This window comes from Poseidonocella sp. HB161398 (assembly GCF_005870025.1).
GTDB lineage: Bacteria > Pseudomonadota > Alphaproteobacteria > Rhodobacterales > Rhodobacteraceae > Mangrovicoccus.
The window spans coordinates 1-25,164 of sequence record NZ_VATA01000077.1; the positions used below are offsets into that span (position 1 = coordinate 1).

General features: G+C 70.9%; 25 protein-coding genes. 23 read left to right on the plus strand and 2 right to left on the minus strand.

Annotated features, from left to right (window positions below):
- The 21 genes from FGX59_RS31560 to FGX59_RS31660 form a co-directional block, all read left to right on the plus strand.
- The coding region (locus tag FGX59_RS31560; protein WP_138471881.1) for an aminotransferase class I/II-fold pyridoxal phosphate-dependent enzyme at positions 1 to 460 on the plus strand (460 nt) is incomplete at its 5' end.
- Between the two features lie 66 nt (positions 461 to 526).
- A complete protein-coding gene (locus FGX59_RS31565) occupies positions 527 to 1,852 on the plus strand; it encodes a sensor histidine kinase (protein WP_138471883.1) in 1,326 nt (441 codons plus the stop codon).
- A complete protein-coding gene (locus FGX59_RS31570; protein WP_138471885.1) occupies positions 1,849 to 2,841 on the plus strand; it encodes a HupU protein in 993 nt (330 codons plus the stop codon). Before FGX59_RS31565 ends, FGX59_RS31570 begins: the two co-directional genes overlap by 4 nt.
- Positions 2,838 to 4,265: a nickel-dependent hydrogenase large subunit gene (locus FGX59_RS31575; RefSeq protein ID WP_138471888.1), complete on the plus strand. Its 1,428-nt coding sequence runs from the start codon at positions 2,838 to 2,840 to the stop codon at positions 4,263 to 4,265. Before FGX59_RS31570 ends, FGX59_RS31575 begins: the two co-directional genes overlap by 4 nt.
- Positions 4,262 to 6,508 (plus strand): carbamoyltransferase HypF, encoded by a 2,247-nt coding sequence (gene hypF, locus FGX59_RS31580; RefSeq protein ID WP_138471890.1) that lies wholly within the window; start codon positions 4,262 to 4,264, stop codon positions 6,506 to 6,508. Before FGX59_RS31575 ends, hypF begins: the two co-directional genes overlap by 4 nt.
- A gap of 203 nt (positions 6,509 to 6,711) precedes the next feature.
- Positions 6,712 to 7,800, plus strand: a complete 1,089-nt coding sequence (locus tag FGX59_RS31585) for a hydrogenase small subunit (protein ID WP_138471892.1) — start codon at positions 6,712 to 6,714, stop codon at positions 7,798 to 7,800.
- Positions 7,801 to 7,803: 3 nt separating this feature from the next.
- Entirely contained in the window at positions 7,804 to 9,597 is a 1,794-nt protein-coding gene (locus FGX59_RS31590) for a nickel-dependent hydrogenase large subunit (protein ID WP_138471894.1), read from the plus strand.
- A 93-nt stretch (positions 9,598 to 9,690) separates the two neighbouring features.
- Positions 9,691 to 10,461 carry a Ni/Fe-hydrogenase, b-type cytochrome subunit gene (gene cybH, locus FGX59_RS31595; RefSeq protein ID WP_138471896.1) on the plus strand — a complete coding sequence of 257 codons (771 nt, stop codon included), beginning with the start codon at positions 9,691 to 9,693 and terminating at the stop codon, positions 10,459 to 10,461.
- Positions 10,462 to 10,747: 286 nt separating this feature from the next.
- Positions 10,748 to 11,353, plus strand: a complete 606-nt coding sequence (locus FGX59_RS31600) for a HyaD/HybD family hydrogenase maturation endopeptidase (RefSeq protein ID WP_138471898.1) — start codon at positions 10,748 to 10,750, stop codon at positions 11,351 to 11,353.
- Between the two features lie 3 nt (positions 11,354 to 11,356).
- Positions 11,357 to 11,677 carry a HypC/HybG/HupF family hydrogenase formation chaperone gene (locus tag FGX59_RS31605; RefSeq protein WP_138471900.1) on the plus strand — a complete coding sequence of 107 codons (321 nt, stop codon included), beginning with the start codon at positions 11,357 to 11,359 and terminating at the stop codon, positions 11,675 to 11,677.
- A 10-nt stretch (positions 11,678 to 11,687) separates the two neighbouring features.
- Positions 11,688 to 12,068, plus strand: coding sequence for a hydrogenase accessory protein (locus tag FGX59_RS31610; RefSeq protein ID WP_138471902.1), 381 nt, complete (start codon positions 11,688 to 11,690; stop codon positions 12,066 to 12,068).
- 7 nt (positions 12,069 to 12,075) lie between these two features.
- A complete protein-coding gene (locus FGX59_RS31615; protein WP_138471903.1) occupies positions 12,076 to 12,915 on the plus strand; it encodes a hydrogenase expression/formation protein in 840 nt (279 codons plus the stop codon).
- The gene (gene hybE, locus FGX59_RS31620; RefSeq protein ID WP_138471906.1) at positions 12,912 to 13,679 is read left to right on the plus strand and encodes a [NiFe]-hydrogenase assembly chaperone HybE; all 768 of its coding nucleotides are present in this window, start codon (positions 12,912 to 12,914) and stop codon (positions 13,677 to 13,679) included. Before FGX59_RS31615 ends, hybE begins: the two co-directional genes overlap by 4 nt.
- Position 13,680: 1 nt before the next feature.
- Positions 13,681 to 14,505 (plus strand): hypothetical protein, encoded by an 825-nt coding sequence (locus FGX59_RS31625; RefSeq protein WP_138471908.1) that lies wholly within the window; start codon positions 13,681 to 13,683, stop codon positions 14,503 to 14,505.
- The gene (gene hypA / locus FGX59_RS31630; protein WP_138471910.1) at positions 14,498 to 14,839 is read left to right on the plus strand and encodes a hydrogenase maturation nickel metallochaperone HypA; all 342 of its coding nucleotides are present in this window, start codon (positions 14,498 to 14,500) and stop codon (positions 14,837 to 14,839) included. The genes FGX59_RS31625 and hypA overlap by 8 nt, the downstream gene beginning before the upstream one ends.
- Positions 14,839 to 15,651, plus strand: coding sequence for a hydrogenase nickel incorporation protein HypB (gene hypB / locus FGX59_RS31635; RefSeq protein WP_138471912.1), 813 nt, complete (start codon positions 14,839 to 14,841; stop codon positions 15,649 to 15,651). Before hypA ends, hypB begins: the two co-directional genes overlap by 1 nt.
- Complete coding sequence (locus FGX59_RS31640) at positions 15,648 to 17,114, plus strand: sigma-54 dependent transcriptional regulator (RefSeq protein ID WP_138471914.1); 1,467 nt, start codon at positions 15,648 to 15,650, stop codon at positions 17,112 to 17,114. Before hypB ends, FGX59_RS31640 begins: the two co-directional genes overlap by 4 nt.
- A gap of 3 nt (positions 17,115 to 17,117) precedes the next feature.
- Positions 17,118 to 17,408 (plus strand): HypC/HybG/HupF family hydrogenase formation chaperone, encoded by a 291-nt coding sequence (gene hypC, locus FGX59_RS31645; protein WP_138471916.1) that lies wholly within the window; start codon positions 17,118 to 17,120, stop codon positions 17,406 to 17,408.
- Positions 17,405 to 18,541: a hydrogenase formation protein HypD gene (gene hypD, locus FGX59_RS31650; protein ID WP_138471919.1), complete on the plus strand. Its 1,137-nt coding sequence runs from the start codon at positions 17,405 to 17,407 to the stop codon at positions 18,539 to 18,541. The genes hypC and hypD overlap by 4 nt, the downstream gene beginning before the upstream one ends.
- An 85-nt stretch (positions 18,542 to 18,626) precedes the next feature.
- Positions 18,627 to 19,646, plus strand: a complete 1,020-nt coding sequence (gene hypE, locus FGX59_RS31655) for a hydrogenase expression/formation protein HypE (RefSeq protein WP_138471927.1) — start codon at positions 18,627 to 18,629, stop codon at positions 19,644 to 19,646.
- A gap of 141 nt (positions 19,647 to 19,787) precedes the next feature.
- On the plus strand, positions 19,788 to 21,044 hold the full coding sequence (locus tag FGX59_RS31660; RefSeq protein WP_138471920.1) for a hypothetical protein: 1,257 nt from the start codon (positions 19,788 to 19,790) through the stop codon (positions 21,042 to 21,044).
- 3 nt (positions 21,045 to 21,047) lie between these two features.
- Here the strand turns inward: FGX59_RS31660 and FGX59_RS31665 are convergent, their stop codons facing one another.
- A complete protein-coding gene (locus FGX59_RS31665; RefSeq protein ID WP_138471921.1) occupies positions 21,048 to 22,295 on the minus strand; it encodes an AcvB/VirJ family lysyl-phosphatidylglycerol hydrolase in 1,248 nt (415 codons plus the stop codon).
- 241 nt (positions 22,296 to 22,536) lie between these two features.
- Between FGX59_RS31665 and FGX59_RS31670 the strand changes: the two genes are divergently transcribed.
- On the plus strand, positions 22,537 to 23,577 hold the full coding sequence (locus tag FGX59_RS31670; RefSeq protein ID WP_138471923.1) for an enoyl-CoA hydratase/isomerase family protein: 1,041 nt from the start codon (positions 22,537 to 22,539) through the stop codon (positions 23,575 to 23,577).
- A 46-nt stretch (positions 23,578 to 23,623) separates the two neighbouring features.
- Positions 23,624 to 24,832: an NAD(P)/FAD-dependent oxidoreductase gene (locus FGX59_RS31675; protein ID WP_138471925.1), complete on the plus strand. Its 1,209-nt coding sequence runs from the start codon at positions 23,624 to 23,626 to the stop codon at positions 24,830 to 24,832.
- A 114-nt stretch (positions 24,833 to 24,946) separates the two neighbouring features.
- On the opposite strand, the gene FGX59_RS38295 is transcribed toward FGX59_RS31675, so the two are convergent.
- On the minus strand, positions 24,947 to 25,164 hold a 218-nt coding region (locus tag FGX59_RS38295; protein WP_206078494.1), incomplete at its 5' end, for a hypothetical protein.

The following is a 25,164-nucleotide window of genomic DNA, read 5'->3' on the forward strand; positions in this document are numbered from 1 at the left end:
GGGGCTGCGGCTGGGCTATCTGGTCGGCTCCGAGCCCTTCATCCGCGAGGCCCGCGCGCTCCGGGCGCTGATGCTGCGCCACCCGCCCGGCCATATCCAGCGCACCGTCGCCTATTTCCTGTCGCTCGGCCATTACGACGCGCTGATCCGGCGCATGTCGGGCGCTTTCGAGCAGCGCCGCGCGGTGATGGAGGAGGCGATCGCCGCCCACGGCCTGCGGGTCGCGGGGCGCGACGCGCTCGGCGGATCGAGCCTCTGGATGCAGGCGCCCGAGCATGTCGATACCGAGGCGCTGGCGCTGTCGCTGCGCGGCGAGGGGGTGCTGATCGAGCCGGGCGCGGCCTTCTTCGACGATGCCGCGCGGCCGGGGAACTTCTACCGGCTGGCCTATTCCTCGATCTCGCGCGCCGCCATCCCCGAGGGCATCGCCCGGATCGCCCGGGCCATCGACGCCGCCTGAGCCGGAGCCGAGCGCGGGCTTTCCATGCCGCCGCCGCCCGCCTATGCTGTGTCCCGGAGGTGCCGGATGGAGCGAGACGCCACGATGCCGGGAGAGGCCGGGGAGCTCGGCGAACATGTCTGGGCCGACGTGCTCAGCGCCGTCGACCGCACCTATGCCGAGCTGATCGACTACCAGGAGAAGCTCGAGGCGCGCAATCTCGAGCTGCAGGCGCTGCAGGATTTCCTCGCCTCGGTGCTGGCCTCGATCAGCGACGTGCTGGTGGTGGTCTCGCGCGACGGGCTGATCGAGAATGCCAGCCGCTCCTTCTGCGACGCGACCGGCCAGGAGATCGCCGCGCTGACCGGCCAGGCGCTGCCGGGCTTCTTCGCCGAGCCCGCCCGCAGCCAGGTGGGCGCGGCCATCGCGCGGGCCGTGCGCGAACGGCGCGACAGCGTGCTGGAGGTGGAGCTGGCCGGCGCGGCCGGGCCGGTGCCGCTGGAATTCTCGGTCGCGCCCCGGCTCGACCGCCGCCGCCGCGCCACCGGCGCCGTGCTGACGGGCCGGCCGCTGGGCGAGCTGCGCCGCGCCTATGGCGAGCTGGAGGCCAGCCACGAGGCGCTGAAGCAGGCGCAGAGCCAGCTGGTGCGCAACGAGAAGATGGCCTCGCTCGGCCGCCTGCTGGCGGGGGTGGCGCATGAGCTGAACAACCCGATCAGCTTCGTCTACGCCAATGCCCATGCGCTGGAGAAATACGCCGGGCGGTTCGAGCAGTATTTCGACCGCGTGCAGGAGGGCGCCGGCCGCGACGAGCTGATCGAGCTGCGCCAGAAGCTGCGGCTCGACCGCGACATCCGCAACCTGCGCCATGCGATCGAGGGCGCGCGCGAGGGCTCGGAGCGGGTGCGCGACATCGTCGAGGATCTGCGCCGCCTCTCGGCCGAGGGGGCGGGCGAGATGGCAGTGTTCGACCTGGCCGACTGCGCCCGCACCGCGCTGCGCTGGGTCGAGCGCGGGGTGCGCCGCAGCGTCTCGGTCGAGTGGTCCGGGCCCGAGACGCTTCCGGTGCTGGGGCGGATGGGGCATATCCAGCAGGTGATCATGAATCTGGTGCAGAACGCGATGGACGCAATGGCGGAGACCGACCGGCCACGGCTGGAGATGGCGCTGTCCTGCGCCGGCGGGCGCGCGCAGCTGATGGTGCGCGACAACGGCCCCGGCATCGCGCCCGAGCACCGCTCGACCATCTTCGACCCGTTCTTCACGACGAAGCCCGTGGGGCAGGGGACCGGGCTGGGCCTGTCGATCTCCGCCAAGATCGCCGAGGAGCATGGCGGCGCGCTGAGCCTCTGCGAGGAGGGCGAGGGCGCCTGCTTCCGGCTGGTGCTGACAGCGGCGGAGGCGGCGGCATGAACATCCTCTGGCTCCAGGCGGCGGGCTGCGGCGGCTGCACGATGTCGCTGCTCTGCGCGGAAAGTCCGGGCGTCTTCGATCTTTTCGAGGGCGCGGGGCTCGATTTCCTGTGGCATCCCACCTTCAGCGAGGCGACCGGCGCCGAAGTGCGCCGCCTGCTCGAGCGCGTCGAGGATGGCCGCCAGCCGCTCGACATCCTCTGCGTCGAGGGCGCGGTGCTGACCGGGCCGCGGGGCACCGGGCGCTACCAGATGCTGGCGGGCACCGGGCGGCCGCTGCTCGACTGGGTGCGCAGCCTCGCGCCTCGCGCCGCCCATGTCGTCGCCGTCGGCACCTGCGCGACCTATGGCGGGGTCTCCTCGGCGGGCGAGAACCTGACCGAGGCGATGGGGCTGCAATACGAGGGCCACCACCGCGGCGGGATTCTGGGCGAGGGCTTCCGCGATCCGTCGGGCCTGCCGGTGGTCAATGTCGCGGGCTGCCCGACCCATCCCGACTGGGTGACGGAAACGCTGATGCTGCTGGCCGAGGGCGCGCTGGGGGCAGACGCGCTCGACCCGCTCGGGCGGCCGCGCTTCTATGCCGACACGCTGATCCACCATGGCTGCCCGAAGAACGAGTTCTACGAGTACAAGGCCAGCGCCGAGCACCTGTCCGAGATCGGCTGCATGATGGAGCATCTGGGCTGCATCGGCACCCAGGCGGTGGGCGACTGCAATATCCGCGGCTGGAATGGCGGCGAGAGCTGCACCCGCGCGGGCTATCCCTGCATCGCCTGCACCGCGCCCGAATTCGAGGAGCCGGGCCACGGCTTCGCCGAGACGCCGAAATTCGCCGGCATCCCGGTGGGGCTGCCGACCGACATGCCCAAGGCCTGGTTCATGGCGCTGGCCTCGCTGTCGAAGGCGGCGACGCCTGCGCGGGTGGCGAAGAACGCCGTCAGCGACCGGATCGCCGTGCCCCCGAGCCTGAGGAAGCCGCGCGGATGAGCGATGCCAAGCTGCTGGTCGGGCCGTTCAACCGGGTCGAGGGCGATCTGGAGATCCGCCTGGAGCTGTCCGGCGGCCGCGTGGCGCGGGCCGAGGCCAATTCGCCGCTCTTCCGCGGCTTCGAGCGGATCCTGCTGGGCAAGCGGCCCGAGGACGCGCTGACCATCACCCCGCGGATCTGCGGCATCTGCTCGATCAGCCAGTCGATGGCGGCAGCGCTGGCGCTTGCCGATCTCGCGGGGGCCCGGATGCCGCCCGAGGCGATGCGTGCCGCCGCGATCCTGCACGGGGTGGAGAACCTCTGCGACCACCTCACCCATTTCTACCTGTTCTTCATGCCGGATTTCGCCCGGGCGGGCTATGCGGGCCGCGAGTGGCACGGGCAGATGGCCGAGCGCTTCACCGCCGCCGAGGGCTCGGGTCTGCGTGCCGCGGTCGAGGCGCGGGCGCGGCTCTTCCACATTGTCGGGCTGCTCGGCGGGAAATGGCCGCACACGCTGGCGATCCAGCCGGGCGGCGTCACCCGCGCCCCGACGCGGCGCGACCGCATCCGCATGCAGGCCGATCTGCGCCAGTCCCGCGCCTTTCTGGAACGCGCGCTTTTCGGCGCTCCGCTGGAGGCCTTCGCCGCGCTGGAAACGCCCGCGCAGTACGCCGGCTGGGAGACCGGCGATGCCGGGCTCTTCCTGCGCGCCGCCGCCGATCTGGATCTGTCCGCGCTCGGCCGCGGTCCGGGCCGGTTCCTCAGCTGGGGCGCCTATCCGCTGCCCGGCGGCCGCGCCTGGGCGGCGGGGCTCTGGGACGGGACCGCGCGGGCGGCCGATCCGGGGCTGGTGGCCGAGGATCTGTCGCATGCCTGGATGCTCGGCGCCACGGCGCATCCGATGACGGGCGAGACCCTGCCCGACGAGGAGATGCGCGAGACCGCCTATAGCTGGTGCAAGGCGCCGCGCTATGGCGGGCAGGCGGTCGAAACCGGCGCCCTGGCGCGCCAGGCGGTGGCGGGCCATCCGCTGGCAAGGGCGCTCGCGGCAGAGCCCGGCGTGACCGCGCGGATCGGCGGGCGGCTCCTGGAGATCGCCCGGCTGCAGATCCTGCTCGAGGAACAGGTCGCCGCGCTGCGTCCCGAGGCGCGCTTCATGGACCGGGTCGCCCTGCCTGCCGAGGGCGAGGGGCAGGGGCTGGTCGAGGCGGCCCGCGGCGCGCTCGGCCACTGGATCCGCGTCGAGAAGGGCCGGATCGCCGGCTACCAGATCATCGCGCCGACCACCTGGAATTTCAGCCCGCGCGACAGTGACGGCACGCCCGGCCCGGTCGAGGCCGCGCTGGTCGGCGCGCCGGTGGCCGAGGGCGAGGAGGTGCCGCTTGCGGTCCAGCATGTGGTGCGCAGCTTCGATCCCTGCATGAACTGCACCGTCCATTGAGCGACGCCCTGCAGATCCGGGTCCGCGGCCAGGTCCAGGGCGTCGGGTTCCGCCCTTTCGTCTGGCAGCTGGCGCAGCGCTTCGGGCTGCGCGGCGAGGTGCTCAACGATGCCGAGGGCGTGCTGATCCGCGCCGCGGGAGAGGACCTGCCGGGCTTCCTCGCCGCGCTCGAGGCCGAGGCGCCGCCGCTGGCGCGGATCGACCTTGTGGAGACCGCGCCGCTGCCGGGGCAAGCGCTGGCCGCGGGCTTCGCCATCGCCGCCTCGGGCGGGCCGGGGGCGCGGACCCGGGTGACGCCCGACGCCGCCACCTGTCCCGCCTGCCTCGCCGAGATCCGCGACCCGGCCGACCGCCGCTACGGCTATGCCTTCGCCAATTGCACCCATTGCGGCCCGCGCTTCTCGATCCTGCGCGGCCTGCCCTATGACCGTGCCCAGACGACGATGGCCGCGTTCCCGCTCTGCCCGGCCTGCCGCGCGGAATACGGCGATCCCGCCGACCGCCGCTTCCACGCCCAGCCGGTGGCCTGCCCCGATTGCGGCCCGCGGCTCTGGATCGAGCCCGCCGCCCCCGACCCGGTCCGCGCTGCCGCGGCCCGGCTGAAGGCCGGGGAGACGGTCGCGGTCAAGGGGCTCGGCGGGTTCCATCTGGCGGTCGACGCCACCCAGGGGCCGGCGGTCCAGCGGCTGCGCGACCGCAAGCGGCGCCCCGCCAAGCCCTTCGCGCTGATGGCCACGATGGCGATGATCCGCGCGCTCTGCCATGTCTCGGAGGACGAGGCCGCGCTGCTCGCCGACCCGGCGGCGCCGATCGTGCTGCTGGCGCGGCGCGGCCGCGCGCTGCCCGATGCGGTGGCGCCGGGCCAGCCCTGCCTGGGCGTCATGCTGCCCGCGACGCCGCTCCACCATCTGCTCCTCGACGCGGTCGACCGGCCGCTGGTGATGACCTCCGGCAATCTCTCGGGCGAGCCGCAGGTCACCGGCAATGCCGAGGCGCGGGAGAAGCTCGCGGGCTTCGCCGACTGTTTCGTGATGCATGACCGCGGGATCGCCCGGCGGCTGGATGACAGCGTCGAGCGGATCACGCCGCAGGGGCCGATGGTGCTGCGCCGCGCGCGCGGGCGGGTGCCGGGCACGCTGCGCCTGCCGCCCGGCTTCGGGGAGGTGCCGCAGATCGCGGCCTTCGGCGGCCAGATGAAGGGCGCGATCTGCCTCCTGAAGGACGGCCAGGCGCTGCTCGGCCACCATCTGGGCGATCTCGACAGCGCGCTCTCGGCCGACGCCTTCGAGGCGGCCTGCCGCGACTATGCCGCGCTTTTCGGCCACCGCGCCGAGATCGCCGCCTGCGACCTGCATCCCGGCTTCCGCGCGACGCGCCATGCCGAAGAGAGCGGGCTGCCGGTGGAGCACGTCCAGCATCACCACGCCCATATGGCCGCCTGCCTGGGCGAGAATCTCTGGCCGCTCGATGGCGGGCCGGTGGCGGCGATCGTGCTCGACGGGCTGGGGCTCGGGACGGACGGCACGGCCTGGGGCGGCGAGCTGCTGCTCGGCGGCTATCGCCAGGCGGCGCGGGTGGCGCATCTGCGCCCGGCGCCGCTGCCCGGCGGCGACGCGGCGGCGCGCGAGCCCTGGCGCAACCTGGTGGCGCGGCTCGACCAGGCGGGGCTGCCGGATCTGGCCGATGCGCTCCTGCCGGAAAAGCCGCTGCCGCTCCTGCGCCACGCGATGGAGCGCGGGCTGAACGCGCCCCTGTCCTCCTCGGCGGGCCGGCTCTTCGACGCCTTCGCCGCCGCCTGCGGCCTGGCGCCGGACCGGCAGAGCTTCGAGGGCGAGGCGGCCATGGCGCTCGAGGCCGCCGCCCTGCAGGCGCCCGGTGGCTTTTCCGATCCCTATCCGATCTCCCAGGGGCGCGCCGGGCTCGACCCGGCGCCTCTGTTTGCCGCCTGGGCTGGGGACCGCCGCAAGGGCGTTGCCCCCGGGGTCATGGCCGCGCGCTTCCATGCCGGGCTGGCCCGTGCCTTCGCTACCGAGGCGCGGGCGCTGGTCGAGGCCGGCGCCGCGCAGGCGGTGGCGCTTTCGGGGGGATGCTTCCAGAACGCGACGCTGCTGGCGCTGGTGGCCCAGGCGCTCGAGGGCGTGCCGCTTCTCCTCCACCGCCAGGTCCCGGCCAATGACGGCGGGCTCGCCTTCGGCCAGGCGCTGGTCGCCGCCGCGCGAGTCGCCCCGCCGGAAGCGCGCTGACCGGCCGGCTGGCAAGCTGGTTGCCGCCTGACCGGAGCCCCGCGCCGGTCTCCGCCGCAACCCTCTGGAATACAGCGCTTTCCCGGCGCCGCCCGCGCCGACGGGTTTGCTTTGTCGCGGCCCGGGCTTTCGGCTCTTCTGCACGGTGACGCTCTGCATGCAACGGCATCCGGAGCCCGCGGAAGACGAGAGGGAGGGCCAGCGTGAGCCAGATCGAGACCTTCTACGACGTGATGCGGCGGCAGGGGATCACCCGGCGCAGCTTCATGAAATACTGCTCGCTGACGGCAGCGGCGCTGGGGCTCGCGCCCTCCTACGTGCCGAAGATCGCCCATGCGATGGAGACCAAGCCCCGCACCCCGGTCATCTGGGTCCACGGGCTGGAATGCACCTGCTGCTCGGAAAGCTTCATCCGTTCGGCGCATCCGCTGGCCAAGGACGTGGTCCTGTCGATGATCTCGCTCGATTACGACGACACGCTGATGGCGGCGGCCGGCCACCAGGCCGAGGCCGCGCTCGAGGAGACCATCGAGAAGTACAAGGGCAACTACATCCTCGCGGTCGAGGGCAACCCGCCGCTGAACGAGGACGGCATGTTCTGCATCGTCGGCGGCAAGCCCTTCGTCGAGCAGCTGCGCCATGCCGCCAAGGACGCCAAGGCGATCATCAGCTGGGGGGCCTGCGCCTCCTATGGCTGCGTGCAGGCGGCCAAGCCGAACCCGACCCGGGCGACGCCGGTCCACAAGGTCATCACCGACAAGCCGATCATCAAGGTCCCGGGCTGCCCGCCCATCGCCGAGGTGATGACCGGGGTGATCACCTACATGCTGACCTTCGACCGCCTGCCGGAGCTTGACCGCCAGGGCCGCCCGGCGATGTTCTACGGCCAGCGCATCCACGACAAGTGCTACCGCCGCCCGCATTTCGACGCCGGCCAGTTCGTCGAGCAGTGGGACGACGAGAACGCGCGCAAGGGCTACTGCCTGTATAAAATGGGCTGCAAGGGCCCGACCACCTACAATGCCTGCTCCACCGTGCGCTGGAACGAGGGGGTCAGCTTCCCGATCCAGTCGGGCCATGGCTGCATCGGCTGCTCCGAGGACGGGTTCTGGGACCAGGGCAGCTTCTACGACCGGGTCACCGACCTGACGCAGTTCGGCGTCGAGGCGAATGCCGACCGGGTCGGCATGGCCGCCGCGGGCGTGGTCGGCGCGGGCGTGGCCGCCCATGCCGCGATTTCGGCGCTGAAGGCCGCGCAGCGCAAGACCCAGAGCAAGAACGAGGACGCATAAGCCATGGTCGTGCAAACTCCGAACGGCTTCGAGCTGGACAATTCCGGCCGCCGCATCGTCGTCGATCCCGTCACCCGGATCGAGGGCCATATGCGCTGCGAGGTCAATGTCGACGAGCAGGGCGTGATCCGCAACGCCGTCTCCACCGGCACGATGTGGCGCGGGCTGGAGGTCATCCTCAAGGGCCGCGACCCGCGCGACGCCTGGGCCTTCACCGAGCGCATCTGCGGCGTCTGCACCGGCACCCATGCGCTGACCAGCGTGCGCGCGGTCGAGGACGCGCTGGGGATCCAGATCCCCGACAATGCCAACTCGATCCGCAACCTGATGCAGCTGGCGCTGCAGATCCACGACCATATCGTGCATTTCTACCATCTGCATGCGCTCGACTGGGTGAACCCGGTCAATGCCCTGCGCGCCGATCCGCGCGCCACCAGCGAGCTGCAGCAGAGGGTCAGCCCGTCGCATCCGCTGTCCTCGCCGGGCTATTTCCGCGACGTGCAGAACCGGCTGAAGGCCTTCGTCGAGTCGGGCCAGCTGGGGCTCTTCAAGAACGGCTACTGGGACAATCCCGCCTACCGGCTGCCGCCCGAGGCGGACCTGATGGCGACGACCCACTACCTAGAGGCGCTCGACCTGCAGAAGGAGATCGTCAAGGTCCACACGATCTTCGGCGGCAAGAACCCGCATCCCAACTGGCTGGTCGGCGGCGTGCCCTGTCCGATCAACGTCCATTCCACGGGCGCGGTCGGCGCGATCAACATGGAACGGCTGAACATGGTGCAGTCGATCATCCAGCAGGGGCTCGAGTTCAACCGCAACGTCTACATCCCGGACGTGATCGCCATCGGCGGGTTCTACCGCAACTGGCTCCATGGCGGCGGTCTCTCCTCGCAGGCCTGCCTGGCCTATGGCGACATCCCCGAGCATCCGAACGACTTCTCGCCCGAACAGCTGCACCTGCCGCGCGGCGCGATCATCAACGGCAATCTCGCCGAGGTGCATGACGTCGATCCGCGCGACCCCGAACAGGTCCAGGAATTCGTCGACCACAGCTGGTACACCTATGGCGAGCCGGGCAAGGGGCTGCATCCCTGGGACGGCGTGACCGAGCCGAAATACGAGCTGGGGCCGAATGCCAAGGGCACGCGCACCAATATCCAGGAGCTGGACGAGGCGGCCAAGTACTCCTGGATCAAGGCGCCGCGCTGGAAGGGCCATGCGATGGAGGTGGGCCCGCTCGCCCGCTACATCGTCGGCTATGCCAAGGGGCACGAGGACATCAAGAACCAGGTCGACGGGCTGCTGCGCGCCATGGATCTGCCCTTCGACGCGGTCTTCTCGACGCTCGGGCGCACGGCGGCGCGGGCGCTCGAATCCGAGTACTGCTCGCGGCTGCAGCTGCATTTCATGGACAAGCTGATCGCCAATATCAGGAACGGTGACGAGAGCACCGCGAATGTCGAGAAATGGGATCCCTCGACCTGGCCCGCCGAGGCCAGGGGCGTCGGCATGACCGAGGCGCCGCGCGGCGCGCTCGGCCACTGGATCCGGATCAAGGACGGGCGGATCGAGAACTACCAGTGCGTGGTGCCCACGACCTGGAACGGCTCGCCCCGCGACACGGCCGGGAATATCGGCGCCTTCGAGGCCAGCCTGATGAACACGCCGATGGAGCGCCCCGAGGAGCCGGTCGAGATCCTGCGCACGCTGCACAGCTTCGATCCGTGCCTGGCCTGCTCGACCCATGTCATGTCGCCCGAGGGCGAGGAGATGGCCACCGTCAAGGTCCGCTGAGGGAGGAGACCCAGATGACGACCGTTCCGACCACCCCGTCCGCGCCCGTCCGCCCGGCGGCAGGCGCGGGCCCGCGCCGGGGAGGGCAGGCGGATGCGTGACGACCATGCCCCCGCCGCCGCGGGCGATCCGCATCCCGGCGCCGCCCTCGCGGGCGATGCCACCGCCGCCGATGTCGAGTCGCTGCGCAAGCACAGCTCGGTCTATGTCTACGAGGCGCCGGTCCGGCTCTGGCACTGGGTCAATGCCGCGGCGATCCTGGTGCTGGTGGCCACCGGCTGGTTCATCGGCTCGCCGCCGCCCTCGATGCAGATCGCGGAGGCCACGCATCAATTCGTCTTCGGCTATATCCGCTTCGCCCATTTCGCCGCGGGGCAGGTGATGGCCGTGGGCTTCCTCGCCCGCATCTACTGGGCTTTCGTCGGCAACCACCATGCGCGGCAGCTCTTCGTGCTGCCGGTCTGGAAGGCGCACTGGTGGCGCGAGATCCTCTTCGAGCTGCGCTGGTACCTCTTCCTCGAGAAGGAGCCGAAGAAATATGTCGGCCACAACCCGCTGGCGCAGGTGGCGATGTTCCTCTTCATCACCGTCGGGCTGAGCTTCATGATCCTGACGGGCTTCGCGCTCTATGCCGAGGGGCTGGGCGCCGACAGCTGGCTCTACCATGCTTTCGGCTGGGTGCTGACGCTCTTCGGCAACAGCCAGATCGTCCATTCGGCGCATCACCTGGGCATGTGGGCGATCGTGATCTTCATGATGATCCACATCTATGTCGCGATCCGCGAGGATATCATGTCCCGCCAGTCGATGGTCTCGACCATGATCTCGGGCCATCGCAGCTTCAAGGACGACCGGCCGGGGTGACAGCACCGCTGCCGCAGCGGACCTGAATCGGGAGGGAGGCGTCCATGGCGCCTCCCTTTTCCGTTCCAGACCTTCCAGTTTTTCGCAATAGTGGAAGGATGCTTTCCACACGGGTTGCGGGAAAAATCCTGTAGCTGGGAAAAACCTTTTGCCTTTCAATATCCTGCGCCGTCCCTGCCGGCGGGCCGCAGATCCTTAATTCCCGGCGGGGCGGCAGATAGTCTGCCGGATATGCCAGATGGCAGGCGGCGCGCCGCACTGCTGCAAGCTTGGGAGGGCGTCGCGCATGAAACGGGTGCTGATCCTCGGGATCGGAAACGTGCTCTGGGCCGATGAGGGGTTCGGGGTGCGCTGCGTGGAACGGCTCTGCGAAGAGTGGCGCTTCGGCGCGGAGGTGACCGTGCTCGACGGCGGCACGCAGGGGCTCTACCTGCTGCCCTTCCTCGAGGAGGCCGACATCCTCGTGGTCTTCGATGCGGTAGATTACGGGCTGGCGCCCGGCACGCTGAAGATCGTCGAGGATGCCGAGGTGCCCGCCTTCATGGGCGCCAAGAAGATGAGCCTGCACCAGACCGGCTTCCAGGAGGTGATCTCGACCGCGCAGCTGATGGGCTACTGCCCCGGGCGGCTGGTCCTGATCGGCTGCCAGCCCGAGGAGCTGGAGGATTTCGGCGGCGGGCTGCGCGCCAGCGTCTCGGCGCAGATCGCCCCCGCCATCGCCGCCGCGCTCGATCTTCTGGCCGCCGAGGGCGTCCGGCCCGAGCCGGGGCGGGGCGATGGCTCGCTGCTGGCCGACCGCGCCATCCTGCGCAGCGCCTACGAGGCGGGCCGGCCCTCCGAGGACGAGGCCTGCCGCATCGGCGACGACCGCTTCTTCCCGGCGGAGGGCTGAGCGATGTGCCTTGGCGTCCCGATGCAGATCCTCGCCGTCGACGGCATTGCCGCCCGCGCCACCGACGGGCGCGCGGAGCAGCTGATCGACCTGTCGCTCACCGGCTGGGTCGCGCCCGGCACTTGGGTGCTGACCTTCCTCGGCACCGCGCGCGAGCAGATCTCCGAGGCTGAGGCCGAGAAGATCTCCGCCGCGCTCGGCGGGCTGCGCAGCCTGATGGAGGGCGGCGGGCTCGGCAGCGCCTTCGCCGATCTCGAGGCGCGCCCGCCCGCGCTGCCGCCCCATCTCCAGGCCGCGCTCGATGCCGGCAAGACCACGGCATGAGGAGCCAGCCATGAGCCATCCCCTGATCGACCGCCTGACCGGCGAGCTCGGCTGGCCCTGCCTTGGCAGCGCCGCCGAGGCGGAGGCCTTCGCCGCCGCGCCCGGCTGGCACGTGATCTTCGTCCCCGGCGATCCGGTCCGCAACCTGGAGACCGCGGATGTCGCGGTGATCCTGCCGGAGCTGCACATGGCCTTCCAGCGCGCCTTCGACTGCGCGGTGGCAGGCGACGGGGCCGAGTCGGGCCTGCGCCACGCGACCGGCGTTCTGAAGACGCCGAGCCTGCTCTTCTACCGCGACGGCGCCTTCGTCTCGGGCATCGCCAAGGTGCGCGACTGGGACGACTACATGCGCCGCGTCCAGTCCATCCTGTCCCGGCCCGCAGCTGCCTGAGGTTCCCATGGTCTCGAATTTCCACCTGCCCCCGACCGGTTTCGGCCCCGGATCGCAGCCCGCCCCCGAGGACGGCACGGAGCTGGCCTACATGGAGCTGCCGCAGAACATGCGGTCCTATTCCATGCATGTCCCCGACGCGCCCGAAGAGGCCGATGTCTCGGCCGCGCTGGAGCTTCTGGAGAAGATCGCCGACGCCGCCGGGCTGGTGGCGATCGACGGCGGCCGGGCGCGGTTCGACCTGGGGCGGCTCGATGCGGCGAACCGGCGGCTGATGGCCGAGACGCTGGGCCATGGCGAGGTGGCGATGCGGCTGCACGGCATCCCCGCCGTCGCGGTGCAGGAAAGCGTCTTCGCCGGGGTCTGGGTTCTGAAGGGTGCGGATGTGGACGCCGTCGAAGTGGCCGCCGTGCCGCGCGAGGCGGGCGCGCGCGCCGCCCTGCCGCGCCGCGTCGCCACCGGTCCGCGCACCGCGCTGACGCCGGGCGTGGTCAATGCCCCGCCGCTGGCGGTGGAGCTTTTCGACCGTTCCGCGACCTGGACGCCGGAGGCGGAGATCCATGTCGTCAACCTGACGCTGCTGCCCCATACCGAGGAGGATCTCGCCTGGCTCGACGCCGCGCTGGGGCAGGGCTCCACCGAGATCCTGTCGCGCGGCTACGGCAATTGCCGGATCACCTCCACCGCGCTGCCGCAGGTCTGGCGGGTGCAGTTCTTCAACTCGATGGACACGCTGATCCTCGACACGTTCGAAGTCACCGCCATGCCCGAGACCGCGATCGCCGCGCCCGAGGACCTGGCCGACAGCGCGCGGCGCATCCGCGCCGTGGCGGAGGCGATCCGGTGAGCGGCTTCGAGGGCTCCTATCTGGGGGCGAATGACAAGATCAGCCCGCTGGCAGTCATGGAATGCAAGATCTGCTGGACCCCCTACGATCCGGCCGAGGGCGACGACACCCGCCAGATCGACGAGGGCACGCCCTTCGCCGCGCTGCCCGGGGACTGGTCCTGCCCGAATTGCGGCGCGCCGAAGGAGCAGTTCATCGTCCAGGACGATCCCGGCGCCGGGGCCGTGCTCGAGGCGCAGCGCCTGGCGCCGCTGACCGCGCAGCTCGAGGACGAGTTCACCGAGATCTGGCACGGCAAGATGCGCGACGTGCCGATGGTCAACAAGGCGCTGCGCGTCGAGGCCGCGGGCTTCCGCTACTGGCAGGACCGTCCGCTGGGCGTGCTGATCTCGCCCTGGTTCATGAACCTCGTGCTGCTTCCGGGCGAGGGCGAGGACTGGTCGGGGCTGGAGGCGGGCGCGAAGGAGGTGATCGCCTTCCCTTCGGGCGAGTACGAATTCCTCCACAACACCCGCGGGCTGCTCGGCGGCTACAAGGCCTGCTCGCTCTTCTCGCCGATGGGGGATTTTCCAAGCCAGGCCCATGCCGCGGAGGTCGCCCGCGCCGTGATGGTCGCGCTCTTCCAGGAGGAGCACCGCGCAGAGACCGACCGCAGCGCCGATATCCGCGCCGCCCGCGAGGCGGAGCTGGCCGCGGCCGCGGCGCCGGAGCCCGAGGCAGAGCCGTCGCGCCGTGCGGTCATCACCGCCGGGTTCGGAGAGTGAGATGACGGCGGTGGCGTTCGAGACCCCGGCCCCCCTGCCGGTGGAGCAGATGCTGCTCGGCCGGCCGGCCGCGGAGGCGGCGGAGCTCCTGCCGCGGCTCTTCGCGCTCTGCCGGTCGGCGCAGTCCGCGGCCGCCCGGCTGGCGCTGGGGCTCGGGCTCGATGCCGGGGCGATCGACGCGCTGGAACGCGACATCCGCCGGGACCATGCCGCCTTCCTGGGGGTGATCCTGCCCCGCGCGCTCGGCCTGCCGGTCCTGGCCAGCGCGGCCGATCTGCTTGGCAATGCTGACGAAATTGTCAGGGACTGCGCGGATTTCGACCGGTTCATCGGGGGCAGCTGCCCGATTGCGCAGCTTCTGCGCGAAATCCTCCGCCGCTTTCCCGCCGGCAGTGCCGCAACCGGTGTCCTGCCCTTGCCGGATCCGCAGCGGATGACCAGCTGTGATCCTATCGAGAATACCGTGGCCGCCTGGCACCGTCCTTCCCCGGTGCTGAGCCACGTATCCGCCCGTTTCGGGCGGGGTCCGCTCTGGCGCGTGCTGGCGCGTGTGCTCGCTCTCTCCTCCCCTATGCCTGCACCCGTCATGCCGCGTCAGGGCGTGGCCATCGTTCCCGCCTCGCGCGGGCTCTATGCGGTCGAGGCGGCCGCGCCCGGAGGCCGGGTGGCCCGGTTCCGCCGCTGGACGCCGACCGGCCATCTGCTGGCGCCGGGCGGCATCCTGGCCCGCGCGCTGGAAACCTGCCCGCCGGGGCAGGAGGCGGCCTTGCTTGCGGTGCTCGACCCGTGCCAGCCTGTCATCCTGAAGGAGCCGGCCCATGCATGAAATGTCGCTTTGCGAAGGCATCCGCGAGGTGATCGAGGAACAGGCGCGGATCCACGCCATCGGCCAGGTGCGCCGGGTGCGGGTGGAGCTGGGCAGGTTCGCGGGCGTCGAGAAGCCTGCGCTGGAATTCGCCTTCGACGTGGTGATGCGCGGCACGGTGGCCGAGGGCGCGACGCTCGAGATGATCGACCTGCCGGGCCGGGCGATGTGCTTCGACTGCATGGCCGAGGTCGAGATCGCCGGGCGGCTGGACCCCTGTCCGCGCTGCGGCGGCGGCAAGCTCCTGCCCAAGGGCGGAGACGAAATGCGGATCAAGGATCTGGAGGTAGCCTGATGTGCACGGTTTGCGGATGCGGCGACGCCACGGTCGAGGACCGTCACGCCCACGATCATCACCACGATCACCATCACGGGCACGGCCATGGCGACCTGCATTTCGGCCAGGGCGCGGCCGGGGTGGCCGTCGCCGGGATGAGCCAGGAGCGGATCATCGAGGTGGAGACCTCGATCCTCGCCAAGAACGACCGCTACGCCGCGGTCAACCGGGCCTTTTTCGCCGGGCGCGGCGTGCTGGTGCTGAATCTTGTCTCCTCGCCGGGCTCGGGCAAGACGACGCTGCTCTGCCGCACGATCGCGGCGCTCGGCGACCGGCCGCTGGCGGTGATAGAGGGCGACCAGCAGACCGCCAATGACGCCGAGCGCATCCGCGCCACAGGCGCGCAGGCGGTGCAGGTCAATACCGGCAAGGGCTGCCATCTCGACGGCCACATGGTCGGCCATGCGCTGGAGCACCTGAAGCTGAAGCCGGGCAGCCTGCTTTTCATCGAGAATGTCGGCAACTTGGTCTGCCCGGCCGCTTTCGATCTGGGCGAGGATGCCAAGGTCGCGATCCTCTCGGTCACCGAGGGCGAGGACAAGCCGCTGAAATACCCCGACATGTTCACCGCCGCGCGGCTCGCCATCCTCAACAAGACCGACCTGGCGCCCCATTGCGACGTCGATCTGGACCTCTATGAGGAAAACCTGCGCCGGGTGAATCCGGGGATCGAAATCCTGCGGCTCTCGGCGCGGACCGGCGAGGGCATGGAGGCCTGGCTGGACTGGCTCGGGGCGCGGCTCGCCGAAAAGGCGGAGCTGGCGGGATGACGGACCTGCCCGCCATCCTGCTGGTCGATGACGAGGACCACGCGCTGCATTCCATGCGGATGGCGCTGGAGGACGAGTTCGACTGCTTCACCGCGCCGAATGCCGAAGAGGCGATGAAGGTGATGGAGGAGCAGTTCGTCCAGGTCATCCTCTGCGACCAGCGGATGCCGGGCCAGACCGGGGTGGAGTTCCTGTCCGAGGTCCGCGACCGCTGGCCGGACGTGATCCGCATTATCATCACCGGCTATACCGAGACCGCCGACATGATCGCCGCGATCAACGAGGCGGGGATCTACCAGATCGTTACCAAGCCCTGGCATCCCGACCAGCTGATCATGGTCGCCAAGAACGCCGCGCAGCTGTTCCGGCTGAACCGCGAGCACGCGCAGCTGAGCCTCGAGATGCGCTATCTCAGCCGCTCGGTGGAAACCAAGCTGGAGGAACAGCGCAAGGCGCTGCGCGAGGGGCTGGGCTTCGAGAAGGTGCTGCGCGGGCCCGACAGCCCGATGAACGCGGTGGTCGAGCAGGCACGGCAGTTCGCCAGCTTCGACGTGCCGGTGCTGATCACCGGCGAGCCGGGGACGGGCAAGGCGGCGCTGGCGCGGGCGATGCATTACGCCTCGCTGCGCTCCGACCGGCCCTGCCACGAGATCACGCTGGTCGGGGTCGAGGACGACCTCCTGGAGCTGGAGCTCTTCGGCGCGCGGCGCGGCGCGCTCCCGGGGCTGCAGGTCAACAGGATCGGGCTGATCCAGAAGGCCGAGCGCGGCACGCTGGTCCTCAACGGCATCGACAGCCTCAGCCCGGCGATGCAGATGAAGCTCTTGCCAGTGGCGCTGCGCCAGCAGGTCCGCCCGATCGGCGCCGCCGAGATGCAGCGCTGCGACGTGCGGCTGGTCGCGGCCAGCCATCGCGACCTGCGCGCGGCGGTGGCCGAGGGCGCGTTCCGCGAGGATCTCTACTATGCGCTGGCCGCGGCCTCGCTCTCGGTGCCGCCCCTGCGGTCGCGGCTGAAGGATCTGCCGATGCTGGCGCATGAGGCGCTGTTCGAGGCGGCCGGGCAGCATGGCAAGATCGTCCACGGCCTCTCGGACGACGCGCTGGCCTTCCTCGCCAACCATGACTGGCCGGGGAACCTGCGCGAGCTGGAAAACGAGATGCTGCGCATGCTGATCTTCAGCCAGGACACCGTGCTGGGCCCCGAGCTGATCTCGCGCCACATCCTGCAGGCGACGCCCACGCGCGAGGGATCGGACCCGGCACTGGACCAGGTGCTCGAGGGCACCGGCACGCTGAAGGACCGGGTCGAGGAGATCGAGATGCGCATCCTGCGCGAGACGCTGACCCGGCTGAAATGGAACAAGAGCCGTGCGGCCGCCGAGCTGGGCCTGTCGCGGGTGGGGCTGCGCGCGAAGATCGAGCGCTATGGCATCCCGGAACCGAACCGGGTCGAGGAGGACTGACCGATGTGCCTTGGAATTCCCGGCCGGATCGTCGCGGTGACGGACGCGGCGCGGCAGATGGCGATGGCCGAGGTCTCGGGCGTGCGCCGCGAGGTCAATGTCGCCTGCGTCGCCGAGGGGCCGCTGGCGGAGCTGGTCGGCCGCTGGGCGCTGATCCATGTCGGCTTCGCCATGGCGCTGATCGACGAGGCGGAGGCCGAGGCGACGCTCGCCGCGCTGCGCGAGCTGGGCGAAGCGCAGGAGGCGCTGGATGCCATGGCGGCGGGCGATGCCGCGCTGGAGGGCCGGCCATGAGATACATGGAGGAATTCCGCGATCCGAAGGCGGCGAAGGCGGTGCTGGCGCGGATCGCGGCGGTCGTGGACGAGATCGGCGCGACGGCCGAAAAGCCCCTGCACATCATGGAGATCTGCGGCGGGCACACCCATGCGATCTTCCGCTACGGGCTCGACAAGCTGACCCATCCGGGGATCGAGTTCATCCACGGTCCCGGCTGCCCGGTCTGCGTGCTGCCGCGGGCGCGGGTCGATGACTGCATTGCCATCGCCCGGCGGCCGGAGGTGATCTTCGCGACCTTCGGCGACGCGATGCGGGTGCCGGGGACGGAGATGTCGCTGCTTGAGGCGAAGGCCGGGGGGGCGGATATCCGCATGGTCTATTCGCCGCTCGACGCGCTGGAGCTGGCGCGGCGCAACCCGGAGCGCGAGGTGGTGTTCTTCGGCTTGGGCTTCGAGACCACGACGCCCTCGACCGCGCTTTCGATCCAGGCCGCGGCGCGCGAGGGGCTGGGAAATTTCAGCGTCTTCTGCAACCACATCACCGTGCCGCCGCCGCTGCGCGCGCTCCTGTCGGATCCGGACATGCGGCTCGACGGCTTCGTCGGGCCGGGCCATGTCAGCATGGTGATCGGCATCCACGCCTATGACTTCATCGCCGGGGAGTTCGGCAAGCCGATCGTGGTCGCCGGGTTCGAGCCGCTCGACCTACTGCAATCCGTCCTGATGGCGGTGGAGCAGATCCGCGACGGACGGGCGGAGGTCGAGAACCAGTATGCCCGCGTGGTGCCCGAGCATGGCAATCCGGTCAGCCTGGCGGCCATTGCCGATGTCTACGAGATGCGCCCGAGCTTCGAATGGCGCGGGCTCGGCGAGATCGACCAAAGCGGGCTGCGCATCCGCGACGGCTATCGCCGCCATGATGCGGAGGCGAAATTCGGCATCGGCTACGGCGCGGCGGCGCGCGGGAGCGCGGAGCCCGAGGACTGTGCCTGCGGCCAGGTGATGACAGGGCGGCTGAAGCCCACCGCCTGCCCGCATTTCGGCAAGGGCTGCACGCCCGGCATGCCGCTTGGCGCGCTGATGGTCTCGAGCGAAGGGGCCTGCGCGGCCTATTACCAGTATGGCGGCGCCCGGGCGGCGGCGGAATAGGGGAGGGGTGCGGGGAGGGGGCTGGCCCCCCCCCCGCACCCCTCCCCGGGCTAGACGGCAGAGGAAGCAAGCAATGCCCAAGGACCTGACCCTGCGCGACGCGCGCGTCACGCTCTCCCATGGCGGCGGCGGCAAGGCGATGCGCGACCTGATCGAGAACGTCTTCACCAGCGTGTTCGCGCCCCCGGGCATGGAGGACCAGGCGCGGCTGAGCTCTGCGGCGCTGCAGGTGCCGGGCGCGCGGCTGGCTTTCACCACCGACAGTTTCGTCGTCGATCCGGTGGAGTTTCCCGGCGGCGATATCGGCAGGCTCGCGGTCTGCGGCACGGTGAACGACCTGGCCGTCGGCGGGGCGCGGCCACTCTGGCTGTCGGCGGCCTTCATCATCGAGGAGGGGACCGAGGTGGCGCTGCTGCGCCGGATCGCGGCCTCGATGGCGGCGGAGGCGGCGGCGGCCGGGGTGAAGATCGTCACCGGCGACACCAAGGTGGTCGGCCGCGGCTCGGCCGACAAGGTCTTCGTCACCACCTCGGGCATCGGCGTCATCCCGCCGGGGCGGGAGCTGGCGGCAGAGCGGATCCGGCCCGGCGACGTGGCGATCGTCAATGGCGTCCTGGGCGATCACGGCGCGGCGATCCTGGCGGCACGGGGAGAGATGATGCTCTCCGCCGATATCGTCTCGGACTGCCAGGGGCTGGGCCACCTGATGGAGGCGGCGGCGGGCGCGGCCGATCTGCGCGCGGCACGCGACGCGACGCGGGGCGGGCTGGCCTCGGCGCTGAACGAGCTGGCGGCGGCCGCGGGCGTCGGCATCGAGATCGAGGAGAGCCTGCTGCCCCTGCGCCCGGAGGTGAAGGGCATGTGCGAGATCCTCGGACTCGATCCGCTCTACCTGGCCAATGAGGGCACGCTGGTGCTCTTCGTGCCGGAGGCCGGGGCGGAGGCCGCGCTGGCGGCGATGCGGGCGACGGAGGCCGGGCGGGGCGCGCGGATCATCGGCCGCGCGGTCGAGGGGCGGCCCGGACAGGTGACAATGCGCACGCTTTTCGGCGGCGCGCGGATCGTCGACATGCTGGCGGGCGAGCAGCTGCCGCGGATCTGCTGAGGCGCTGCCGCTTTCGCGGGCATTTGCCGGAAAATCAGGGCGGTTTCCCGGGGCTGTGTCGGATCATCGCCTTGTTTGCGCCGCAAAACAGCGTCATCACGGGAGAACGGCCCCGCAGACGGGCCGCGGCCGGAGCAGGTGATGCAGGCGATCAAGGACGAACTCGACCGACGCGCGATCCAGATCATGCGCGATAACGACCGGGGCGGCTACACGATCCCGACCCATGGTCTCTACCCCTATCAATGGAACTGGGACAGCGCCTTTGCCGCGCTCGGCTTCGCCGCCTTCGACCCGGCGCGGGCCTGGCGCGAGCTGGAGATCCTGTTCTCCGGCCAGTGGCTCGACGGGATGGTGCCGCATATCCTGTTCCACCGCCCCGATCCGGGCTATTTCCCCGGGCCCGATGTCTGGCAGTGCCGCGGGCCGCTGCCCTCTTCCGGGATCACCCAGCCGCCGGTCTCGCTGAGCTTCGCGCGCAGGCTCTACGAGGCAAACCCGGCGATGGGCGCGGTGCCGGTGCGGATGCTCTTCGACCCGATGCGTCGCTGGGTGCAGTGGTTCATGGCCTGGCGCAGCCACGAGGGCGCGATCTGCATCGCCCATCCCTGGGAATCGGGGCGCGACAATGCCGCCGACTGGGACAAGGCGATGGCGGCGATCGACCCGCATGACGTCGGCACCTACCAGCGGCGCGATCTCGACCATGTCCATGCCGCGATGCGGCCGACCAAGGATGATTACGACCGCTATATCTGGCTGGTGCAGCGCGGCCGCCGGATGGGCTGGCACGCGCCGAGCCTGGCGGTGGACCAGCCCTTCTTCGTCGCCGATCCGACCATGACCTTCACGCTCATGCGCGGGGTGCGCGACCTGATCTGGCTGGGCGAGCAGCAGGGTCTGCCGACGGCGAGCCTGTGGAACGACCTGCAGCTTCTGGAGAAAGGGGCGGAGACGCTCTGGAATCCGGAAATCTCCGCCTATGACTCGAGGAACGCGCTGGATGGAGAATTCTCGGGCACGCTGTCGAATGCCTCCTTCCTGGCCTGGTATGGCGGGATCGACCGGCCCGAGCTGGCGGAGACGCTGATGCAGGTGCTGCGGCCCTTGCCCTATGGCGTGCCGAGCCTGGCGCTGCAGGACGAGCGCTTCGATCCCAAGCGCTACTGGCGCGGGCCGGTCTGGGGGGTGCTGAATATGCTCGTTGGCATGGGGCTGGAGGAGTTCGGCTATCCCCAGGGGCCGGCGCTGCGGCAGATGACCGGGCGGCTGATCGCCAGCCACGGCTTCGCCGAGTATTTCGATCCGCGCGACGGCGCGCCCGCGGGCGGCGGCTCCTTCACCTGGACGGCGGCGGTCTGGCTGGCCTGGGCCGGGGTGGGCGTGGAGCTGGGCTGAGGCTCAGGGGGCGAGGAAGCCCTCGATCTCGGCCGCCAGCCCGGGATAGTCGTTCTCCATGTGATGGCCGCCGGGGCGCGTCACCCGGGTGGTCTCTGCGGCGCCGGGGCAGGCGCTGGCGGCATCGGTCTCGCCATGCAGGCATAGCACCTTCATCCCGGGCGGCAGCGCGCCGAGCGCGGCGACGACATCGGCGCTGCCGGTCTGGCGGCCGAGCCAGCCGCCCACGACGATCTCGAACCCGGTCCGCGCTTCGGGCGAGAGCAGGACGACGCCGGCCAGCCGGTCCGCCATCTCCGGAGGCAGATGCGGCAGGGCGAAGGGCAGCACGCTCGCCCCCATGGAGAAGCCGATCAGCACCGGGCGGTCGCGGCCCAGCCGGGTCCGCGCCGCCGCATCGAGCCGGGCGAGATCGGCGGCGATCTCCGCGGGGCTGCGCGCGGTCCAGAGGTATTTCAGCGACGAGATGCCGAGCACCGGCATGCCGCGCGTGGCCAGGATATCCGCGATCCGGTCGTCGAACCGCGCCCAGCCGCCATCGCCGGAGAGGAAGATCGCGTAGCGCCGCCCGGCCGCGCCGGCGGGCGCGGCATGGAGCGTGACCGGAAGGCCGGCGCCGATCCCGTCCTCCTCGGCGGTGTCATAGGCATGGTCCATCCCCGCAAGCGCCAGATAGGCGGGGATCAGAGGGTCGGGATTCCACTCGTCCGGCGCATAGCGCCGGGTGCCTGCGCGGCCCTCGCCCAGCTGCGGCGCGCCGGCGGGTCCGGCGAGATGCCAGCGCACCGGCGCCTTGCCCCGGGGCAGCTCGGGCGCGCAGGCCAGCGGCTGCTCGGGCCCGGCCAGCGTGACGAGCCCCTTGACGGCGGCCGGATGATGCGCCGCGAGGCGCAGCGCCAGCCCCGCCGCCGGGCCGATGCCGATGACGACCGGTGCCCGTGCCGCGGCCCCGGCCGCCTTCTGCAGGCTGCGCGCCCGTGCCAGCAGCCGTTCGGCCAGTGCGTCGCAATCGGCCGCCCCGCCGGGCAGTTCGGCCGCGAGGACCAGCGCATGCATCCCGGCAAGCGGCGCGATCCGCGGCGCCAGCTTCGCCCAGCCGCCCGGCGGCAGCAGGACCAGCGCGGTGGAGGCAGCCGGGGCGGGCTCGGCCGGCAGCATCGCGGCGAAGGGCTCCGCCAGGGCGGGCAGGGCGGCCAGCAGCCAGGCCGCGGCAGCGAGGGCCGGGCGGCGCCATCGGGCGGACTGTTGCATGGGCGGGCCTCCTTCGCTCGGATGCCTCCGGGATAGCCGTCCTTCCCTGAAAATCGGTGAAGCCCGCCGGGCCTGCCCCTGCGGCGTGGCGGCATTTGTATCCCCTCCGGCTTTCGGCCAATCTCCGGCCAGAAACGGGAGATGCGGATGGGATACCACGCAAACCGGCGGCAGGACGGCAGAAGCGCCGTCCCGGGGCAGAACAGGCAGGCAGCGGACGGCAGGTGGCCGGGACCGGCCCATGGATGAGATCCGGACCCGGGTCGATGGCGCAGCGGGGCGGATCACGCTGGCCCGGCCCGACAAGCTCAACGCGCTGACGCTGGACATGTGCCTGGAGATCGAGCGCGCGCTCGACGACTGGGCGCGCGACGATGCGGTGGCGCTGATCCTAATCGATGCCGAGGGCGACCGCGCCTTCTCGGCGGGCGGCGACCTGCGCTTCATGTACGAGAGCGCACAGTCCGGCGATTTCGCCGCGCCGCGCAAGTTCTGGCGCAACGAGTACCGGCTGAACCTGAAGATAGCGGAATACCCGAAGCCCGTGGTCAGCCTGATCCAGGGCTATTGCATGGGCGGCGGGGTCGGCATCGCCTGCCACGCCTCGCACCGCGTGGTCTGCGAGACCAGCCGCCTGGCGATGCCGGAATGCTCGATCGGGCTGATCCCGGATGTCGGCGGGACCTGGCTCCTGAGCCAGGCGCCCGGGCATCTGGGCGAGTGCCTGGCGCTGACCGCCGACCGGATGGGGCCGGGCGACGCAATTACCGCGGGCTTCGCCGACTGGTACCTGCCGCGCGAGCGCTGGCCGGAACTGGTCAAGAAGCTGTCGAGGGGCACGGTCTCGGCGGTGGCGGATCTTGCCGATCCGGCCCCTGCGGCCAGCCTGCAGGAGGATCGCGGCTGGATCGACACGGCCTTCTCGCTGCCCGGCACGGAGCGGATCCTGGCGTCGCTTGACGAGATGGAATTCGACGCGCCGCAGCGCGCGGCGGCGGCTATCCGGCGCAATGCGCCGCTTTCCATGGCGGCCTCGCTGACGATGATCCGCAACCTGCGCAGCGGCGGCGGCGTCGACCTGGCGCTGGCACAGGAATTCCGCTTCAGCTACCGGGCGCTGCTCCTTGGCGATCTGGCCGAGGGGATCCGGGCGCGGATCATCGACCGCGACGAGCGCCCGGCCTGGCGCCATGACGGGCCCGGCGCGGTGCCGCCGCTGCATGTGTCGGAGATGCTGGCGCCGCTGGGCGAGGACGAGCTGGACCTGGTCCAGCCCTATTGACGTAAGACTGCGGGCGCCCTGGCCCGCAAGCCGGAGAGTGCAAGTGATGGAACATGTGGTGGTGATCGGGGCCGGGCAGGCGGGGTTCAGCCTGGCGGCAAAGCTCAGGAGCGAAGGGCATCAGGGCCGGATCACGCTGATCGGCGACGAGCCGGAACCGCCCTACCAGCGCCCGCCGCTGTCGAAGAAGTACCTGCTGGGCGAGATGGAGAAGGAGCGGCTCTACTTCCGCCCGCCCGCCTTCTATGCCGAGCAGGGCATCGAGCTGCGCCTGGGCTGCACGGTCGAGGCGGTCGATCCGGCCGCGCGGACGGTGTCGCTGGGCGGCGAGACGATCGGCTGGGACGCGCTGGCGATCTGCACCGGCGCCGAGCCGGTCACCCTGCCCGAAGCGCAGGGCGGGCTGCTCGGCGGGGTCTACACGATCCGCAAGCTCGCCGATATCGACGCCTGCGAGGGCGAATTCCGTCCCGGCCGCCGTCTTGTCGTGCTGGGGGGCGGCTATGTCGGGCTGGAGGCGGCGGCGGTGGCGCGCTCGAAAGGGCTCGAGGTGGTGCTGCTGCAGCGCTCCGAACGGATCCTGCGCCGTGTCGCGGCCGCGGAGACGGCGGCCTTCATCCATGCGCTGCATGAAAGCCGCGGGGTCGAGATCCGGGTGAATGCGCCGATCGCCCGGCTGACAGGCGCAGGCCGGGTCGACGGCGTGGCGCTCGAGGACGGCAGCCATGTCCCGGCGGATTTCGTGATTGCCGGGATCGGCGCCAACTGCGTGCCGCATCTGGCGGTGGAGGCGGGGCTCTCGGTCGCGGGCGGCATCCTGGTCGACGACTTCGGCCGGACCTCGGCGCCTGGCATCTGGGCGGCGGGCGACTGCACCGAGTTTCCCTTCCGCGGCGCGCCGACCCGGCTGGAGAGCGTGCAGAATGCGGTCGACCAGGCCGAGGCGGTGGCGGTGAACATGCTGGGCGCGGAAAAGCCCTATCGTCCCGCGCCCTGGTTCTGGTCGGACCAGTACGATCTGGCGCTGCAGATCGCGGGCTATGGCCGCGGCCATGACCGGGTGATCCAGCGCGCAGGGGCGCGGGAGGGCGCGCGCTCGCACTGGTACTATGCCGGGGACACGCTCCTGGCCTGCGATGCGATGAACGATCCGCGCGCCTACATGACGGCAAAGCGGCTGATCGAGTCGGGCCGCAGCCCGGATCCGGCCCTGGTCGCCGATCCTTCGGTGGAGCTGAAGACGCTCCTGCGCTGAGGAGCTCCTGTCTGCACCCAGGGCCCTGCGGCGGTTGCTGCGGGGCTTTTCCGTATCTGGGGGCCGGGGCTGGTTCTGGCGATATTTCGGGGCGGGGCAGGGGGTTCCGCTTGGTCATTTAGATTTTTTTGCCTTTCGTGCGAGAATCGAGTTGCGGGTGTCGGGAGGTTTCTCTAGAAGGCCCTTCACCGACGGGGCGGCGACGCTCCGGGGCGCTGGACGGGCCGCTGAGGCGGGCCGGACGGCGGAGAGATCAGGGTGATTGGCGAGCGGGTCGCGTCGGAAGATTGACGCCTCCTGCCGGTTTTTGCCTCCGGTGTCTTGGTAAATGG